Here is an 18,348-nt window from a genome sequence, read left to right on the forward strand (position 1 = left end):
AAGTTGATTAAAACAATCGGACCAGGTTGATAATAACGGTCGTTAGGGTAACGGTCATTGTGCCAATCACCGAAATAAGCCCAATTCGCTCGCCCGGACTCAGCCTTCGATCTTCGGTAAAAGGTTCAAATGGGATAATAACCCGCGAACCCGGTTCAATTTTCGGGTATTTTCTAAAGAACAAAAACCGCTTCGTTCGGTCCTTTAATCCGTTGGCATACACCACATAAGAACGCTTTTGCCGCGCATTGTCGGTAAATCCACCGGCCTGCGTAATGTAATCCTTGAACTTAAAGCCGGTGGTAAAGCTGACAACTGATGGATTCAATACGGCTCCCTGAATGCTGACGGTTTCGGTTAATCTCGGAATGAAAAGCGAATCGCCTACTTCGAGCAACAGGTTGCCCGATACGTTCGGATTATCCATGATCGCACCCAGATCGGTGGCGATGACCGTGCCGCGTCGGGAAAACCGGGCACCCGGCAGAAAAGCTCCGGTTTTCAGGCCGCCTACCCGTTTGAGAATATCCGAAATCCGTTCTCCCCGCGATTCGATGGCGTAATTTCCGGGATGCTGCACTTCGCCCGATACGGTGACATTCCGCTGGAGTTCATACCGGGGCGACGTTCGCACGTAAACTACATCGAACGGTTTGAGCAAAAACCGGGCATCGGCGGGCAGCAAATGCAATTCGCGATCGATGGAAAACTGAAAAATCTGAACGGTTTCGCTGCCGTTCATCTTGGTCGTATCCTCCCGAATCCGCCGGGCCACTTCGATGCGTGTCGGCGTTGCCCCTTCCTGAAAACCGCCCGACAACGCGATTAAATCGGTGACAGTCAGGTTGGTGACATACGGAATAGTGTCGGGTCGGTTCACGGCACCCTCGATGCTGACAAAATACGGTTCGCGCAGATCGCGGACGGAATAAATGTGTACGCTGTCCTGCCGAAGCAATGGAATATCTTCCGTTTCGTTCCGCATTAATTGCCCGACATCGAACGGAATCGCTTCCAGATCCGTGTTATCGCGTTCCCGGTAGAGCGTTGCCCGGTTCAGAAACGCATCTTTCCGGAGCCCTTCGGCCCGTTTGATGAGCGAGCGAACGGAAGTGATGTCATCGCCCAGCGCATAATCGCCGGGACGCATCACGGCGCCCGTCACCTGAACCCGGTTTTCGTAGCGGTTTAAGATCTCGCCAATGGTGTATTTATCCCCCGACTGCGGAACGAAGGTGGCCAACTGTTCCTGGGTGATGGTCGAAATTCGCAATTCACGGGGCGTGTTCCGGCGCAGCGTGAGCGAAAACGTATAGGCCCGGTCGGTAAAACCGCCCGCAAAGCTCAGGACATTTTTGAGGGTTTCACCGGTTTTTACTTCATAAATGGCGGGGCGTTTGACCTGCCCGACCATTTCGACGCGAACCCCGTAATCGTTGACCCGAATCACATCCTGGTCCAGCAGCCGGATATCGTCTTTTTTGTCTGCCCGCAACAAATAGTCGTATAAATCGATGGTTCGGATGATGCGGTTATTGCGAATTACCTGAATGTCGCGGAACGAACCGGTTTCGGGGTTGGGGCCACCCGCCAGATACAGCGCGTTGAAAGCCGTTGATAGTGAGGAAAGTGTGTAGGTTCCGGGCATAACTACCTCGCCCACCATCGTAACGCGAATGCTGCGGATGTTGCCCAGCGTTACGGATGCGTACGTGCCGCTGTTGGGGCGGTTTAGGCCCTGATAGGCCTGCCGCAGCCGCCCGACAATCCGTTGTTCGGCCTGTTCGATGGTGAGGCCGCTGACGAAAATAGGAGCCAGGTTCAGCATCCGGACCGAGCCTTCGGGACTGACGCGCAGCCGGAAACTCTCGGTCGAATTGCCGTAAATCTCCACAACCAGTTCGTCGTCCGGCCCGACGACGTAATTCCGGGGGGTAGCAATCCGCAGGTTGGGTTCAAACGTGAGCGAAGTACCTTTAAACAATGAAGCGCCGAAGATATTGGGCCGCCGGATCGTATCGCGTCGCAGCAGATTCAGGCTGTCGTAGGCCGAAAAAGGTCGTTGGGAAAGCGAACCCTGCTGCGACCGGCTGATGAGCGTGTCGGCCGAAAATTGCCCGCTGCGGTTCGATTGCTGCTTGATTTTTGCCATGCGCTGCCGCATTTTGGCAATGTCGTTCAGCGTGTAACCCTGCGACATGGCGGCTTGCTCAATCTGCATTTCGGTCAGTCCGCTGCCCTGCGCGCGTTGGTAAAATTCAATGATCTGCTCATCATTCAACTGATCGGCCCGCGAAGGCTGCTGGGAAAAACCGGCTGTAATGACCAGCATAATCAGCAAAAAAGACAGCGCAAACCGTTGTTGGAACAGCAAAAACGAGGAATTGCGGTAGGTGGACAAACAAGATTGTATTCTGCTACGGTTCATGCCGTGAAAATAATCTGACCCACAAAGGTACGAATTGATTGATTTTCTGTCGCTTTTTATAGTCAATGGTCCAAAAGTGGCTTTTTATTTGAAAATACCGCTATTTAGCCGAATAGTTTTTCCGTAATAAACCCAATAAATAGAACTTAACCAAGATGGCATTAATAAAGCCGATTCGCGGTATCCATCCTCAAACTGGCGACGAGTGCTGGTTTGCCGATAATGCGACCCTTGTGGGCGAAGTGATCATGGGCCGCAACTGCACGGTCTGGTTCAACGCCGTGGTGCGGGGCGACGTCAATTCGATTACGATGGGCGATTACTGCAACGTTCAGGACGGCGCGGTGATTCATTGTACCTACCAGAAATTCAAAACCACCATTGGCAGTTACGTGTCGATTGCCCACAACGCCATTGTCCACGGCTGTACGATTGAAGATAAAGTGCTGATCGGAATGGGCGCGATCGTGATGGACGGCGCCGTCATTGGCACCGGTTCCATTATTGCTGCCGGGGCCATTGTGACCCAAAATACCGTAGTGCCGCCGGGTTCGATTTACGCCGGTAACCCTGCCCGGTTTTTGAAAGCCGTTACGCCCGAATTGGGCGAAGTTTTTATGCGAACGGCGAATAATTACGTGATGTATGCGGGTTGGTATGCAGATTAGCTAAAAGTCATGCCCAAACTATTGCATCGGATGAATTGAGTGAGTATATTTGTTTGAAATTAGTCTAAATTAGAAATTTGGTACTACTTTCACATACTTAGTCAGCAGCCGTTTTCCCCAGTGTTCTGCGCCGTTATCCCGGTAGCAGTCACGCCATTATCATTATGCTGAATTCAACTTCATTGATTGCAGAAGCCCGAACAAAACTCGAAGGATATTTACTAAAGAAAGGACTGCGCCGGTCGTCGGAGCGGTTTGCCATTCTGGAAGAAGTGTATTCCCGCGACGATCATTTTGACGCCGAGGAGCTTTATCAGGCCATGCACCAGCGGTCGTTTGCCGTTAGTCGGGCCACGGTTTACAATACGCTTGAGGTGCTGGTCGATTGCCACCTGGTTCGGAAAAACCAGTTTGGTGATGAGGATAATACGAAAAGCCGGTTTGAGAAATCGCTCGGTCGGCAGCAGCACGCTCACCTGATTTGTGTCAATTGCCACCGGGTGATGGAGTTTTGCGACCCCCGTCTGCAACTGATCAAAAATACCGTTGGAAACATGCTTCAGTTTCACGTTGAATCGCATTCTCTGGTTTTCTACGGCGAATGCAGCGACGCAGCATGTGTGGCCCGGACGAAAGCCGCTGCGGAACATGCGAACCTGCAGGAAGGAAAAACCGCTTAATCGCTCACGGGCTCTTTCTCCTTTTTCATGTCTTTCCGGGCGTTGATGTACCCGCGGATGACCGTGAACGTCGTGATGCCCAGGAAGAAAATGATGATGTATTGCACGTAATCGACAATGCCCGGGAATTTTTCCCCGAAATAATACCCTCCTCCGACCAGTGACAACACCCAGATCGCTCCACCGATCACATTGTAGAGCATAAAATACCGGATATCCATGCGGATCAGGCCGGAGAGAATCGGGGCAAACGTGCGAACAACCGGTAAAAACCGGGCCACGATCAGCGTCCGGCTGCCGTATTTCAGAAAGTATTCGCGGGTGGTTTCAATGTATTTTTTCTTGAAGAACAGCGAATCCGGGCGGTTTTGCAGGCGATCACCGAAGTAAATGCCCGTCAGATAGCCCGTCAGCGATCCCAGCACGGCGGCTCCGAAAATACAGATCAGCAGTAGCCACAGGGGCACGGCCAGAATTTTGGTTCCGGCAAAAACACCCGATAAAAACAGCAGATAATCGCCGGGCAGAAAAAAACCGAAGAACAGGCCGTTCTCGATAAAAATGATCAGGGTGATCAATACCAGCCCGCCCGTCCGAATGATTTCCTCGGAATTGAGTAAGTATTGGAAAAATTCGGAAATGGCGTTCATTTGTCAATGGGTGGATAAGCGAATGAGTGATTGAGTGAATAGCTTCGCAGGAAGCAGAAATTGGCGAAGCTAGTCACTCAATCGCTCATTCGCTCATTCAAAATTATAAGTATTCCGCCAGCTCCAGCCAGCGGTCGGATTTTTCAGAAATTTCTTGATCGATTTGTTCGATTTGCCGCGCCCACGTTGTCAATTCTTCGTGGTTTTTGGAACCGGTATTCAACTGATCCAATAAACCGCTTTTTCGTTGTTCCAGTTCCTCAATTTCTTTTTCCAGCGTTTCGTATTCGCGTTGCTCTTTAAACGACAGTTTTCGCTTGCCTGAACTGGCCGGAACTTCGGGTTTATTTTCTGGAACAGAGGTAGTTGGAACCGGCTTGGCTTTTTCGACCGGTTTCCGCTCGGCAGGCTGACTGGCTTTGCGTTCGCGGTAGTCGGTATAGTTGCCCGGGAAATCGCTGATTTTTCCACCGCCTTCAAATATGAAGGTATGATCGACCAGGCGATCCATGAAATAACGGTCGTGGGAGACGAGCAGTATGCAACCCGGAAAATTCAGCAGAAATTCTTCCAGTACATTGAGCGTCGTGATGTCCAGATCGTTCGTCGGTTCGTCGAGAATCAGGAAATTGGGATTCTGCACCAGCACCAGCAGCAACTGTAAGCGTCGTTTTTCACCGCCCGAGAGTTTGTGAACGTAATCGTACTGCTTGTTGCGGTCGAACAGAAAATGCTGCAGGAATTGCGAAATTGTCACGGTTTCGCCCGTTCCGAGCTTGATGACTTCGGCCACCTCCTGCACCACGTCGATCACCCGCTGATTGTCCGGAATCACCAGATCCGACTGCGTATAATAGCCGATTTTAACGGTTCCGCCGGTGCTGATGATCCCCGAATCGGGGCGCAGTTCACCGGTAATCATGTTCAGCAGGGTGGTTTTTCCCATGCCGTTTTTCCCGATGATGCCGATGCGGTCGTTGCGCCGGAAGGTATACGTAAAATGATCGAGCAGCACGTTATCGCCAAACCGTTTGCTGACGTTTTCCAGTTCGATGATTTTGCTGCCCAGCCGCGCCGTCCGGATGTTCAGCTCCAGTTGGTCGTTGCCCAGCTTGGTATGGGCTTTATCTTTCACGTCGTCGAACGCATCGACCCGGTATTGGGCTTTGGTGCCGCGCGCTTTGGGCTGTCGGCGCATCCAGTCGAGTTCGCGCCGGAACAGGTTTTTTGCCTTATCGACCTCGGCCGCCAGAATTGCCTGCCTTTCCGCTTTCTTTTCGAGAAAATAGGCGTAATTGCCCTTGTAGCTAAACAACGTCTGTTGATCCAGTTCGACAATCTGGTTACAAACCCGGTCCAGGAAATACCGGTCGTGCGATACCAGCAACAGCGTTGAGTTGTTGGTCGACAGGAAATTTTCGAGCCATTCGATGGTTTCCAGATCGAGGTGGTTGGTCGGTTCGTCCATGATCAGCAAATCCGGGTTTTCGATCAGCACCTGCGCCATCGCCACCCGTTTCCGCTGCCCACCCGACAGCGTCGCGACTTTTTGCGTTACGTCGTGAATGCCCAACTGCCCCAGAATCTGCTTCATCTGCGTTTCGTAATCCCAGGCCTGAAGCGTATCCATTTGCTGCATGGCGCGGTCGAGCGCATCGTGATTGTCGGAAAGCAGGGCTTTTTCGTACTGGCGGATGGCGGTCAGGGCCGGATTGTCGCCGGTCAGAACCACTTCAATGACGGTCAGGTTGTCGTCCAGTTGGGGTTGTTGTTCCAGAAACCCGACGGTAATGTCTTTCCGGATGCTGACCAGCCCATCGTCCGGGGGCATTCCGCCGGCCAGAATCGATAAAAGAGTGGACTTGCCCGTACCATTGGCACCAACGATAGCGACTTTATCCCCCCGGCTCATTCCGAACGTCACGTTCCGAAACAACCATTTGTCGCCGAAGGATTTGGATAGATTTTCTGCGGATAAATAATTCATTGTACGGCAAAGATACACAGACAGAACCGGATCGCCGAGGTTCTCCGGCCCGGTTCGCAGCGAAAATAGAACAAGGGATGTCGGTACCGTACCAAAGAGGATAGAATTTTCGGACGAAATGTGGTAACTTTCCGATCGAATTTCCTTTAACTTATTTAGAGCTTAATCCATTAACCCCATTCATGCGAAAATTAATTGCTCTGGTTGGCGTAGCGTGTTTCCTTGCAACGAGTGGTCGGGCGCAGGTGTCCGACGATGTAAAAAAATCGTATACACAGCCCATTCCGGGCAGCACCCTGACGTATGACATGGTGGCCATTCCGGGCGGAACATTCACGATGGGCAGCCCGGCCAATGAAAAAGGCCGCAAACCCGACGAAGGACCACAGCATAAAGTGACCATTGAGCCGTTCTGGATGGGGAAAATGGAAGTAACCTGGGATCTGTTCGATCTGTTTGCGTTCAAAAATATGGAAAAGGAGATGGCCAACCGGACGCCCGGTTTTGATCTGGCCAAAACCGATGCCGCCACGCGCCCCAGTCCGCCGTACGTGGATATGTCGTTCGGCATGGGCCGGGCCGGTTATCCCGCCATCAACATGACGCAATATTCGGCCATTCACTTTTGTGCGTGGCTGTACGCCAAAACCGGTATTTTCTACCGCCTGCCCACCGAAGCAGAATGGGAATACGCCTGCCGCGCGGGAACAACAACGCCGTACTCGTTCGGAGCCGATGCCAAACAACTGGGTGAATATGCCTGGTTCAGCGGCAACAGCGACGGTTCGTACAAGCAGGTTGGTAAAAAGAAACCGAATCCCTGGGGTCTGTACGATATGCACGGCAACGTGATGGAGTGGACGCTGGATCAATATTACGCGGATTATTACGCCAAAAAGGCGAAAGGCGAAGTCAAAGAACCGTTCGCCAAGGTGACGCAACTCTACCCGAACTCGGTGCGGGGCGGTTCCTGGGATGATGAGCCAGCGGTTTTACGTTCTGCCGCCCGGACGCAGTCGGCTCCGGCCTGGAAAATGCTCGATCCGCAGGCTCCCAAAAGCGAGTGGTGGCTGACGAGCGCGTCGTTTGTTGGTTTTCGGGTCGTTCGGCCAGCAAAAAAACCGTCGGAAGAAGAAATCAAGGCGTATTATAACCCGCCTTTGATCGAGGAGTATTGATTACCAGTTGCTTATTGAATTCCTGTTAATAGACACTATTTATCGTATTTCTAAACCTTGTTCCTTATGTCAAACGAATCCAACCGCCGGGAGTTTCTGAAACAATCCGGCTTGCTCACGGGCGGTGCCCTGTTGACAACCCTGCCTTCCTTTGCTTCCTCCTACGGTTTTAACAATTCGGCGGATGATACGATTAAAATCGCACTCATTGGCTGCGGTGGCCGGGGAAGAGGTGCCGCGCTTCAGGCCCTGAAGACCAAGCAAAATGTGAAGATTGTGGCGATTGCCGATGCATTCCGCGATCAGTTGGACGATGCGTATAAAATCTTAAATCAAAATCCAGAGCTGGCCAAGCGGGTCGATATTCCGGAAGAACGCAAATTTGTTGGGTTTGATGCCTATCAGAAAGCCATTCCCCTGGCAGATGTGGTGATTCTGGCGACTCCTCCGGGTTTCCGTCCGATGATGTTTGAAGAAGCCGTGAAACAGGGCAAACACATCTTCATGGAAAAACCGGTCGCTACCGATGCACCGGGTGTTCGTCGGGTACTGGCGGCTGCGGAAGAAGCCAAAAAGAAAAAACTGAATGTGGTCGTTGGCTTGCAACGCCATTACCAGCCGAACTACCGCGAGATAATCAAACGGATTCACGACGGTGCGCTGGGCGACATCATCGGCGGATCGGTTTACTGGGTCAGCGGGGGCGTTTGGGTAAAACCGCGTCAGCCGAACCAGACCGAAATGGAGCACCAGATGCGGAACTGGTATTACTTCAACTGGCTCTGCGGTGACCACATCAACGAGCAGCATATTCACAACATCGACGTCGCCAACTGGGTGAAACGCGGTTATCCGGTTTCGGCCCAGGGAACAGGCGGTCGCCAGGTGCGCACCGGCAAGGAATACGGCGAAATCTTTGACCATCACATCGTTGATTACGTTTATGAAGACGGCACACTGATCAACAGCCAGTGCCGCCATTACGAAGGGACTTACAGCAAGGTAGACGAAGCGTTCCTGGGTACAAAAGGCCGGGTCGATTCCTTCGGGCGGCAAAGCGTCCTGAAAGACCACAAAGGCGGTGCGATTTATACCCACAATGGTAAAGGCGACGGCGATCCGTACCAGATCGAGCACGACGAGCTGTTTGCGGCCATTGCCAAAAATGAATATAAATTCTGGGATGCCGAAAACGGCGCCAAAAGCACCCTGACGGCCATCATGGGCCGGATGGCGACGTATTCGGGTAAAGTTGTGAAATGGGATGAGGCTCTGAACTCAAACATCAACCTGTTCCCCGATAAACTGGCCTGGGATGCCAAACCAAAACTGTTGCCGAATGCCGACGGTTTTTATCCCATTGCCGTACCGGGCAAAACGGTAGCAGTTTAATTTCTGAACTGTAATTGTCTTGAACCGGGATTACACGGATTAAAGGATTAAAAGAAAATCATAGTTAATCCTTTGATCCGTGTAATTCCGGTTCAGGCATCTTAGTTAATCCTTGAATCTGCGTAATCCGAGTTCAAGACACTTAACCGGGTTTTCGGCAGACTTTCGGGGTATTCATCCCGGATAAAGGCGATGATGTTTTCCCGGATAAAACAGCGTAAATCGAAACTTTCCGGTGCATTCCGCGAAGAGGTCAGAATGCGGATAACCACGTGACCCGGCTGCGTGTCCGTCACCTGAACGACACAAACTTCTTTGTCCCACAAGGGATTATTTTCCACCAGCGCCTTCGCTTTTTCCCGAATTCGATCCACCGGTACGTTATAATCCAGATACAGCATGACCGTGCCCAAAACCGACGCGTTCGAACGCGTCCAGTTCTGAAACGGTTTTTCGATGAAATAGGTAATCGGTAAAATTAACCGCCGACGGTCCCACACCCGCACGACCACATTTGTCAGGTTAATTTCCTCAATTCGTCCCCACTCACTTTCGACCACCACGGCGTCATCGACCCGGATTTGTTGCGTAAATGCAATCTGAATCCCGGCCAGCAGGTTGGCAATCGTACGCTGAGCTGCGAAACCGATCACCACCGACGCAATCCCGGCCGATGTCAGGAAGCTCAAACCAATTTTACGACCGCCGTTGAACGACAGCAGCAAAACGGAAAAACCGACCACGATGACCACAATGGAGACGAGTTGCCGGACAAAAACAATCTGCGTCACGAATTTACGGAGGTGCAGGTTGACGTCGCTGGCGGTATCGTACCGCCGAATAATAAGCCGCTCCAGCACTTTCAGCGCCTGTACTACCAGCCAGGTGGTGGCAACGGTAAAAGCTACTTCGGCGGTTTTAGACGCGTATGGAAACCGTTGAAAAGACCGCTCTTGTATATTGGTGATAATCAGGAAGAAGAGCGACGGAACGAAGAAATAAAACGCGTTTCGGACGTATTTCCGCAGCGCTTCCAGCACTTCGACGTGCCGTCGGCGGAGCACCATCCGAACGGTCTGCGCGACGACCATGTTGACCAGTAGCCCGGCGCTAACGGCGACCGTCAGCAGCAGCCAGCCGGAAATCTTTCGATTGTGGCGCAGCCAGCGATCAATTTCGGTACCGATCTGGCTAAAATTATCCCAAAAATCCGTCCAGTTCATGGTTTTATAGAGAGGAGTTCAGCTATAAAAACACAGATAGTGGAAATTGTTCTCCACAGCCGGAAAGTTTTTCCCGCCGGAAAAGTCGGTTTAGGGCTGCAACGACCGCACCCAATACACCATCGGTTTAGGCGTCGAAACCGTTTCGCCGGGATCGGGCCATTCCATGTAACTTCGCAACGACGGTTCTTTGTGGTACCCTCTTTTGGTCCAGAATTCATCGTTCGGGCGGTAGCCCGGTGGTTTGGCAGGGTGGTTTTCGTCCCGTTCTACCGAACAAAAGCAAGCGGTTTTGTACGTGCCAAAGCTCCGGGCGTGCGCTTCCCGTTCATCGAAAAACCGGTGACCTAAACCCTGTCCACGAAACGCCGGCAGCAGGATGCTTTCGCCAAAATAGAAAACCGCATCGGTCTCAAAACCAGCGGTTTCAAAAGGCTGGCGGACATCAGCGGTTTCGTCACGAAGGGGAATGCAGGTTGTTGCACCAACCATTTGCGGCCCTTCGTAAACGGCAAACAGAAACGAGCGTTCCGACTGGGCGTAGGTTTTCAGGTATTCTTTTTCGTACGCAATGGTGCCTTCGTAGAGGTACGGGTAATCGCGGAAAACCGCAATGCGCAAAGCCGCCAGATCGTCAAAAACCGTCTCAATTTCCGATCCTCGTTTCGTACTGAACGACAAAGATCGCATGGCTTACGAAACGGCTTTGATCCAGCCGGGCAGGTTGTAATACGTTGTTACGCGGGTGATTTTGCCATCGGCCACTTCCAGAAAAGCCGCTGCAGGAACCACATACGTCTGGTTCGTCGCGGCTGGCAAACCGTCTTCAGCTTTCTTATAAACCCCATTCACGACAAATTCAACCGCAACGCGCCGGTCTGCGGGTTCGGTAAAGAAGACCAGATCGGTCAGCGTTTCATCGTACGACTCGTCCATGTGGAGCACAAAATCCGAGAACTTTTCGATGCCGATACGAGCCTCGCCCTGATTGGGCTCGTGCCGGATGTCGGGGCTGACCAGCGCCAGCATGCCGTTCCAGTCTTTTTGATTGAAGGACTCGTAGTATTTTTTCACAACGTCTAAAGCCGCCATTCCGATAAGTAGGTTGATTGGGCGCAAAGATAGGAAGGATGACGATGTGTCTAAAGCATAGGAAAAATAATAGACCGCGATTTCAAACCGTGGGCTATTACAACCTATCTTCAGATTTCTTCAGCCATTTTTTTAATAGTTTTTCGACCTTCTTCTGTGTTAACGACCGGCCATCGTGATATTGCTGTCGACCTTGTTCAAAACTTTGAAGTAAAATGGGTGATTTCTTCAGGCTTTTCATGCCAACACCGGCTTCACGACTTTGCCGTGCACATCGGTCAGGCGATACCGGCGGCCCTGGTGTTTGAAAACCAGCTTTTCGTGATCGACGCCCATTAAATGCAGAATCGTCGCCTGAAAATCGTGAACGTGAACGGGGTCTTTTAGTACGTTGTAACCGAACTCGTCCGTTTCGCCATAAACCATGCCTTTTTGAACACCCGCACCCGCCATCCAGACCGTAAAGCAACGCGGGTGGTGATCGCGGCCGTAGTTTTCTTTCGAGAGTTTTCCCTGCGAATAGTTGGTTCGGCCAAACTCGCCACCCCAGATCACCAGCGTGTCGTCGAGCAGGCCGCGCTGTTTCAGATCCATGATCAATGCTGCCGACGGCTGATCGACACTCTTCGTCTGAATCTGAATGTCGTTGGGCAAATTTCCGTGCTGATCCCAGCCCTGATGATACAACTGCACAAACTTAACGTCCTTTTCAATGAGCTTCCGGGCCAGCAAACAGTTGGCGGCAAAGGTTCCCGGTTTGCGGGAATCCGGGCCGTACATGTCGAAAATGTAATCCGGTTCTTTCGAAATATCGAGTGTTTCGGGCACCGAGGTCTGCATGCGGTACGCCATTTCGTACTGCGCCATCCGGTTGTTGATTTCCGGGTCCAGTACCTGTTTAAACTGCTCCTGATGCAGTTTGCCGAGGTAATCGAGCATCCGCCGACGGCTGGTTTTGTCAATCCCCGGCGGGTTGTTCAGGTAATAAACCGGGTCGGGACCGGAGCGAAACACCACGCCCTGGTGGACAGACGGCAGAAAACCGTTGCTCCACAATTTGGCATACAGCGGCTGATCACCATTACGGCCTTTCGAGAGCAGCACGACAAAAGCCGGTAAATTCTGATTGTCAGAGCCTAAACCGTAGCTCGCCCAGGAACCGAACGAAGGCCGTCCGGCCTGTTGCGAACCGGTTTGGAAGAACGTTACGGCCGGATCGTGGTTGATGGCTTCGGTATTCATCGACCGAATGAAGCACAAATCATCCGTAATTCGGGACGTATACGGCAGCAACTCGCTGACCCACATCTGGCTGTTTCCGTGTTTGGCAAACTTGAATTTGGAAGCCGCCAGCGGAAACCGGCTTTGCCCGGCGGTCATGCCCGTCAGGCGCTGGCCTTTTCGAATCGATTCGGGCAAATCCTGCCCCCACATCGTCTCGAGTTTCGGTTTGTAGTCGAACAGATCCAGTTGCGAGGGTGCACCGCTCTGGAACAGGTAAATGACCCGTTTCACTTTGGGCGAAAAGTGCGGTTTTCCGGGCGGCCGGTTTTCTTCACTTCCAGCCATCAGTTTGGTCGGATTGAGCAGGGAGGCCAGGGCAATGGCTCCCAAACCGGCACTGGTTTTACCCAGAAAGGTCCGGCGGCTCAACTGATCGTGCAATTCGTCTTCCAGATTGTTCATAGCCTTGAAACCTAAACCCTGTCAGCGCCGGGCCGTCGATACGGTCGCAGACCCTGACAGCGGTCTGAGTTATTATTGAAATAGTAAACTTAAATTAACCGCTGTCAGGGTCTGCGACCGCTGACAGGGTTTGACAGGGTTATCGTTTGATAATCGCTTCGTCGACGTTCATGATGGTGCTGGTGACGACCGTCCAGGCGGCCAGCTCGGAGGCCGGGATCGCTTTGTCGACCGGAAATTCACCCACACTTAACAAGTCGGCGGCCCGTTTGGGATTGCTCCTGAAATCCGCCAGTTCTTCCGCATACAATTGTTTCATCAGCGTCACTTCCGCCGGACGAACCGGGCGACTGGTGACGGACTTAAACACGTATCCAATCAATGCATCATCCTTTAGTCCCATGCCCAGAGCCCGCTGCCCCAAAACCCGGGCGGCTTCCACAAACTGCGGATCGTTCAGCGTTACCAGGGCCTGCAAAGGCGTCGATGTTTTCTGCCGTTTGACGATGCAGGTGTGGCGCTCGGCCGCATCGAAATTGAGCATCATCGGCGGGGGCGACGACCGTTTCCAGATCGTATACAAACTCCGGCGGTACAGGCTGTCGCCGTGGCTCTGTTCGTAATTAATGGCGTTTCGGGTTGCCAGGGCTTCCCAGATTCCGGCGGGCTGGTAGGGCAAAACGCTGGTGCCGCCAATTTTCTGGGATAATAAACCGCTGGCGGCCAGTGCATTGTCACGAACCTGCTCGGCCGACATCCGGTAGCTGGGCCCGCGCGAAAGCAGGGCGTTGTCCAGATCGACTTCCAGTTTTTTGGTATCCGCAACGGAAGATTGACGGTACGTTGCCGACATTACAATGAGCTTCTGCAGGGCCTTGGCATTCCAGATGCCCGAACGCCCGGCACCGTCGCGGAACCGAACGGCGAGGTAATCCAGCAGTTCCGGATGGGAAGGAAGGTCGCCCTGATTTCCGAAATCATCGCTGGTTTTCACCAGTCCCTGACCAAAATATTGCTGCCAGAACCGGTTGACCATCACCCGGCTGAACAGCGAGTTGTCGGGGTTCAATAACCACATCGCCAGCCCCAGGCGGTTTTTCGGATATTCCTCCGGGAACGGCATCAACTGGCCGGGCGTTGCGGCCGTCACTTCCTCGCCGTGGGCGTCGTAAGCCCCGCGTTTCAGCAGGTACGTTTTCCGGGGATATTTCCGCTCTTTCATCACCATCACCTGATCGGAATTGTTGTAGAGCACTAATTCCTGCGCCCGGTTTTCCTGGAATTCGGCAAAGGCTTTTTGGTAGGTCGAGTCCTGCGTAGTTACATAATACGTGTACAAACCGGCTCGCTGGGCTGCCGTTCGTTTGGCGGCAGGCGTAAACAGGGCCGTCGTCAGTGCGTCCGATTGGCCCGCCAGAACGGGAATTTCGAGCGGAGTCAGGCTGCGGTTATAAATCCGCAGTTCGTCGATGGCGTAATCCTTAATATAGTGATCGTGAATCCGGCCAATCAGGAACGGCGAACCAGACCAGTTTTTGCCATTTTTCCCCCGGTCGATGCTGTGAACAAGGTGGTCGGTAATGATCTCCAATTTAGCAGGTTGACCGTTGAGATACAGCTTAATACCGGCCGCCCGGCCCGATCCGTCGTAGGTCATCGTGAGATGAAACCACTGTTTGTAGCGGATTTTGGCGACGGTTTCCACGTCGAGGCTGTTGTCTGGCCAGACGTGATTCATCGTGATTTTGAAACGACCGTCTTCCAGCAAACCAATCTCATACCCCCGGTTTCCGTCAAACGGGCCGTTCGATTTGCCCATCAGCATGCCTTCCAGACCCGGTTTGGCTACATTAAACCATGCACTGACCGTAAACGGCTGGTTTTGCTCATAAAAACCGACCTTTCGGGGTAATTCGATGTTGCTGTCGCCTTTCAGATACCGCGCCATCCCGACTTTGCCTTTGATCTGATACGGGAAACTTTCGGGGTCGCCGGCCAGACGCGCCGGGAGTGTGTCGTTCACCTGATTCCAGAACGCATTGCGGGGGTCTTTTTCTAGTTCTTCGCGGGTCTTCGGAACCACCGGTTTTTTGACTTCCGGCAGCCCAAGTTTTTTCCGGCGCTCTTCCTCCTGCTTCTTGAGTTCGTCTTCTTTTTTCTTCTCCGCGTCTTTCAGCTTCTTTTCCTCCGAATTCTCGTAGGCTTTAAAATCCCGCCGGTCGGCTTCATCGAAGGTGTAATGCACCACCAGACCAACCTTGATCGAAGATTCCGGCTTCCGCTCAGCCTGACTCAGCCACGGCCCGAATGCCCGTTGGTATTCAGGACGGTTTGGGTTTAAGCGCTGCTGTATCGGCTTGATAGTGTGGTGAATATAGTTCAGTTTGGCCTCCGCATCCCGCGAAGTAAGCGTGATCGTGGGGGCGGGTTCGCCGTTGTATGGGATCTGGCCGCGTTCGTTGTTGTTGTTGAAAAACGCAAACAGCGAATAATAATCTTTCTGGCTGATCGGGTCGTATTTGTGGTCGTGGCAGCGGGCGCATTCGACCGTCAGGCCCAGCATCGCTTTCCCGAACGTATTGACGCGGTCGGCCACGTATTCAACCCGGTATTCTTCATCAACAATCCCGCCTTCCTGACTTTGCTGGTGGTTGCGGTTAAACGCCGTTGCCAGCAGCATGTTCTGAGTCGGATTTGGCAGCATATCACCCGCCAGTTGCCAACTGATGAACTTATCGAACCGCAGGTTTTTGTTAAAAGCCGTAATGACCCAGTTACGATACGGCCACATTGTGCGCAAACCGTCGTCCTGGTATCCGTGCGTATCGGCATACCGGGCCGCATCCAGCCACTCGACGGCTTGCCGCTCGCCGTAATGCGGGCTGCTGAACAGGCGGTTAACTACTTTTTCGTACGCATTCGGACTGGTATCGGCCAGAAAAGCATCCACTTCGGCCACGGTTGGCGGTAAACCGGTCAGGTCCAGTGTAACCCGGCGCAACAAGGTCGCTTTATCCGCTTCGGGATTGGGTGTCAGTCCTTTGTCTTCGAGTTTCTTGAGAACAAAATTGTCGATCTCATTTCTAGCCCACTTCTCATTTTTAACCTTCGGAACGTCCGCCATCTGGGGCGTAATCAGCGACCAGTGCGGTTTGTATTCGGCGCCCTGCTCAATCCAGCGAACCAGCAACGCTTTCTCCTCAGTCGTCAGAATCAGGTTGGATTCCGGCGTGGGCATCCGGTATTCCGGGTCGTTGGAAATAATGCGGTGGTAGGCTTCACTTTTCGCCAGATTGCCGGGAACGATGGCGGTTTTTCCACTTTTCGACAACGCTTCGTAGGCATTTTCGGCGATATCGAGCCGCAAACCGGCTTTCTGCTTGGCTTTATCCGGGCCGTGGCAGGCAAAACAGCGATCCGATAAGATCGGTTTGATATGCAGGTTGTAGTCGACTTTTTCGGGCAATTTGCTTTCAATCGCTACCAGTTCCGCCGGTTTTTCGACGCTGTTACCACAGGAACTCCAGACGACCACCGAAAACAGGGCGATGGCCGTACTGAAAAGCAGCGATCGGAATCGTATGTCGGATAAAAGACACATACGAATAAGGGTGTTTAAGAAAAAAGTACAACGAATCTACAAAATTATAGTAAATATTTGAGAAATAAATCAATTTGATTGCCAAAAAGTATACTATTTTGACATCTCATGAATTACTTCGCCTTCGGATTTTCAGCTTTGGCCGAATCGGCTTTGGTAAATGCGGCAATTGAACTTTCGCCCAATCCCATATTGATTTCCAGATTCGGCAAGGCTTTTTTCAGCTCGGCAACGCCGGTTTCGGTTACTTTGGTTTGCCAGAGATAGACGGTTTTCAGGTTTTTGATGCCCGCCAGTTCCTTTAAACCAGCGTCGGTCACTGCCGTGCCGTACAGATTCAGGTATTCGAGATACGGCAGATTTTTCAGGTTTTTCAGCCCGGCATCGGTCACTTTGGTTTGCTCCAGGTGCAGTTTTTGCAGATTCTTCAACTGCGCAACCTGCGCCAGCGTAGCGTCGGAAACTTCCGTATCACCGAGTTTCAGCCAGACAATCTGCTGACTTAATTTCGGCAGCGAAACCGCCTGTGCATCGCTAAACGCCCGCGCATTGACCGCGCTGACTTCCAGTTGGTTCTGTTCTTTCGACAATGGCAAAACCAGCAGACCGGCTTTTTTCAGCTCATCAATCGCCTTTGGATCGGCGGCCGGAAGTTTCATGGTCAACACCGGCGATTCCGGTGCGGGGCCCATTGCCACCTGTCCACCACCGCCGACTGCACTCCCCGTTCCGAGCGACGCCAGGGCCGGTTTTACTTCCTCCGGCACTTTCAGTTCGGCCACTTTTTTGTCGAACGGCGCGCCCTGATTGATCCACCACGTCAGCAACGCGATTTGATTTTCGGTCAGTGGCGTTTTGCCTTTGGGCGGCATGTGGTGATCGTCTTCCTCGGGCAGCAAACAAACCTTGATCAGTTTGCTCTCGCTCCCTTTTCCGGCCACGATAATCGGCCCGTCTTCGCTGCCTTTTTTAATCATTTCGGGCGAATCCAGCCGTAAATCGCCTTTCGATTTTTCCGGATTATGACATTGAACACAACGGGTTTTCAGGATCGGATGCACGATTTGCTGGTAGACCATCGCCTGATTGACGTCAGCAATCGGCTCGATGCTGGCCACTTCCTGCTCGCGGGGCGGAATACCGGCCATCGACCGCAGCGGTTCGGGCGTATATTGCGTCAGAAAATCGGAACCGTGCGTCAGCGATCCTCCCTGGTGTCCGGCGGCCAGCAGCAGCAAAACCGCTACGCCCAGCGCCGGGAAATAGAGCAGCGGACCAAACCGAATCCGGGGACCGATCCGGTCGTGTTTGATGGCCCAGGCCACCCAGGCAAAAACCGCTACACCGATGCCTTCCCACATGTGGTCGCTCAGGGTTTCTTCGTCGTAACCCCCGCCAAGCGAAAGCAGATAGCCAAAAATACAGGCCATCGTTGCGCTCACGGCCGACCAGAACAGAATCAGGGTAATTGTATGCGAACTCACCGTTTGCCGGCGCGTGACCCGGTCGAGTTCCAGCAAACCGGCAATCAGCAGAAAACCAATCGGCAGGTGGACGATCAACGGGTGAAAGCGACCAAAAAACATCGCCCATTCAGAAGGTTGCGGAGACGTAGCTTGTAACAGAATTAGACTATTCATTGAATCAATCTGGTGTTCAATTTTGGGAGAAACTTCAAAGTTGAGCGGTGGATAGCGCCCGAATGATGGACGTATGATTCTAAGCCGGGCCGAAAACGGAATTTCGACCCGGCCTACGGTATT

13 protein-coding genes are annotated in these 18,348 nt (G+C 52.6%); 4 read left to right on the forward strand and 9 right to left on the reverse strand.

Going from position 1 to position 18,348, the window contains the following annotated elements; translation table 11 throughout:
• Positions 1-7: 7 nt before the first annotated feature.
• The gene (locus tag GJJ30_RS04705) at positions 8-2,428 is read right to left on the reverse strand and encodes an SLBB domain-containing protein (RefSeq protein ID WP_438821593.1); all 2,421 of its coding nucleotides are present in this window, start codon (positions 2,426-2,428) and stop codon (positions 8-10) included.
• Positions 2,429-2,583: 155 nt separating this feature from the next.
• Here GJJ30_RS04705 and GJJ30_RS04710 point away from each other — a divergent pair, with 155 nt between their 5' ends.
• Both GJJ30_RS04710 and GJJ30_RS04715 read left to right on the forward strand, forming a co-directional pair.
• Positions 2,584-3,096, forward strand: coding sequence for a gamma carbonic anhydrase family protein (locus GJJ30_RS04710; RefSeq protein WP_154173696.1), 513 nt, complete (start codon positions 2,584-2,586; stop codon positions 3,094-3,096).
• Positions 3,097-3,260: 164 nt separating this feature from the next.
• Entirely contained in the window at positions 3,261-3,776 is a 516-nt protein-coding gene (locus GJJ30_RS04715; RefSeq protein WP_154173698.1) for a Fur family transcriptional regulator, read from the forward strand.
• On the opposite strand, the gene GJJ30_RS04720 is transcribed toward GJJ30_RS04715, so the two are convergent.
• Positions 3,773-4,426: a DedA family protein gene (locus tag GJJ30_RS04720; protein WP_154173699.1), complete on the reverse strand. Its 654-nt coding sequence runs from the start codon at positions 4,424-4,426 to the stop codon at positions 3,773-3,775. The genes GJJ30_RS04715 and GJJ30_RS04720 overlap by 4 nt on opposite strands.
• Before the next feature lie 103 nt (positions 4,427-4,529).
• On the reverse strand, positions 4,530-6,413 hold the full coding sequence (locus tag GJJ30_RS04725; RefSeq protein WP_154173701.1) for an ABC-F family ATP-binding cassette domain-containing protein: 1,884 nt from the start codon (positions 6,411-6,413) through the stop codon (positions 4,530-4,532).
• A gap of 182 nt (positions 6,414-6,595) precedes the next feature.
• Between GJJ30_RS04725 and GJJ30_RS04730 the strand changes: the two genes are divergently transcribed.
• Entirely contained in the window at positions 6,596-7,591 is a 996-nt protein-coding gene (locus GJJ30_RS04730) for a formylglycine-generating enzyme family protein (protein WP_154173703.1), read from the forward strand.
• Between the two features lie 66 nt (positions 7,592-7,657).
• Positions 7,658-8,983, forward strand: coding sequence for a Gfo/Idh/MocA family protein (locus GJJ30_RS04735; protein ID WP_154173705.1), 1,326 nt, complete (start codon positions 7,658-7,660; stop codon positions 8,981-8,983).
• Positions 8,984-9,084: 101 nt separating this feature from the next.
• Here the strand turns inward: GJJ30_RS04735 and GJJ30_RS04740 are convergent, their stop codons facing one another.
• The 6 genes from GJJ30_RS04740 to GJJ30_RS04765 all read right to left on the reverse strand — a co-directional run bounded on the left by GJJ30_RS04740 (position 9,085) and on the right by GJJ30_RS04765 (position 18,225).
• Positions 9,085-10,206, reverse strand: a complete 1,122-nt coding sequence (locus GJJ30_RS04740) for a mechanosensitive ion channel family protein (protein ID WP_154173707.1) — start codon at positions 10,204-10,206, stop codon at positions 9,085-9,087.
• A 90-nt stretch (positions 10,207-10,296) separates the two neighbouring features.
• Positions 10,297-10,896 carry a GNAT family N-acetyltransferase gene (locus GJJ30_RS04745; RefSeq protein ID WP_154173709.1) on the reverse strand — a complete coding sequence of 200 codons (600 nt, stop codon included), beginning with the start codon at positions 10,894-10,896 and terminating at the stop codon, positions 10,297-10,299.
• Between the two features lie 3 nt (positions 10,897-10,899).
• On the reverse strand, positions 10,900-11,298 hold the full coding sequence (locus tag GJJ30_RS04750; protein WP_154173711.1) for a ketosteroid isomerase-related protein: 399 nt from the start codon (positions 11,296-11,298) through the stop codon (positions 10,900-10,902).
• A 237-nt stretch (positions 11,299-11,535) separates the two neighbouring features.
• Complete coding sequence (locus GJJ30_RS04755) at positions 11,536-12,984, reverse strand: DUF1501 domain-containing protein (protein ID WP_154173713.1); 1,449 nt, start codon at positions 12,982-12,984, stop codon at positions 11,536-11,538.
• A gap of 139 nt (positions 12,985-13,123) precedes the next feature.
• Positions 13,124-16,585, reverse strand: a complete 3,462-nt coding sequence (locus GJJ30_RS04760) for a DUF1553 domain-containing protein (protein ID WP_154173715.1) — start codon at positions 16,583-16,585, stop codon at positions 13,124-13,126.
• A 113-nt stretch (positions 16,586-16,698) separates the two neighbouring features.
• Positions 16,699-18,225: a c-type cytochrome domain-containing protein gene (locus GJJ30_RS04765; RefSeq protein ID WP_154173717.1), complete on the reverse strand. Its 1,527-nt coding sequence runs from the start codon at positions 18,223-18,225 to the stop codon at positions 16,699-16,701.
• Positions 18,226-18,348: the final 123 nt, after the last annotated feature.

The sequence above is a fragment of the Larkinella terrae genome (assembly GCF_009668025.1).
Taxonomy (GTDB): domain Bacteria; phylum Bacteroidota; class Bacteroidia; order Cytophagales; family Spirosomataceae; genus Larkinella; species Larkinella terrae.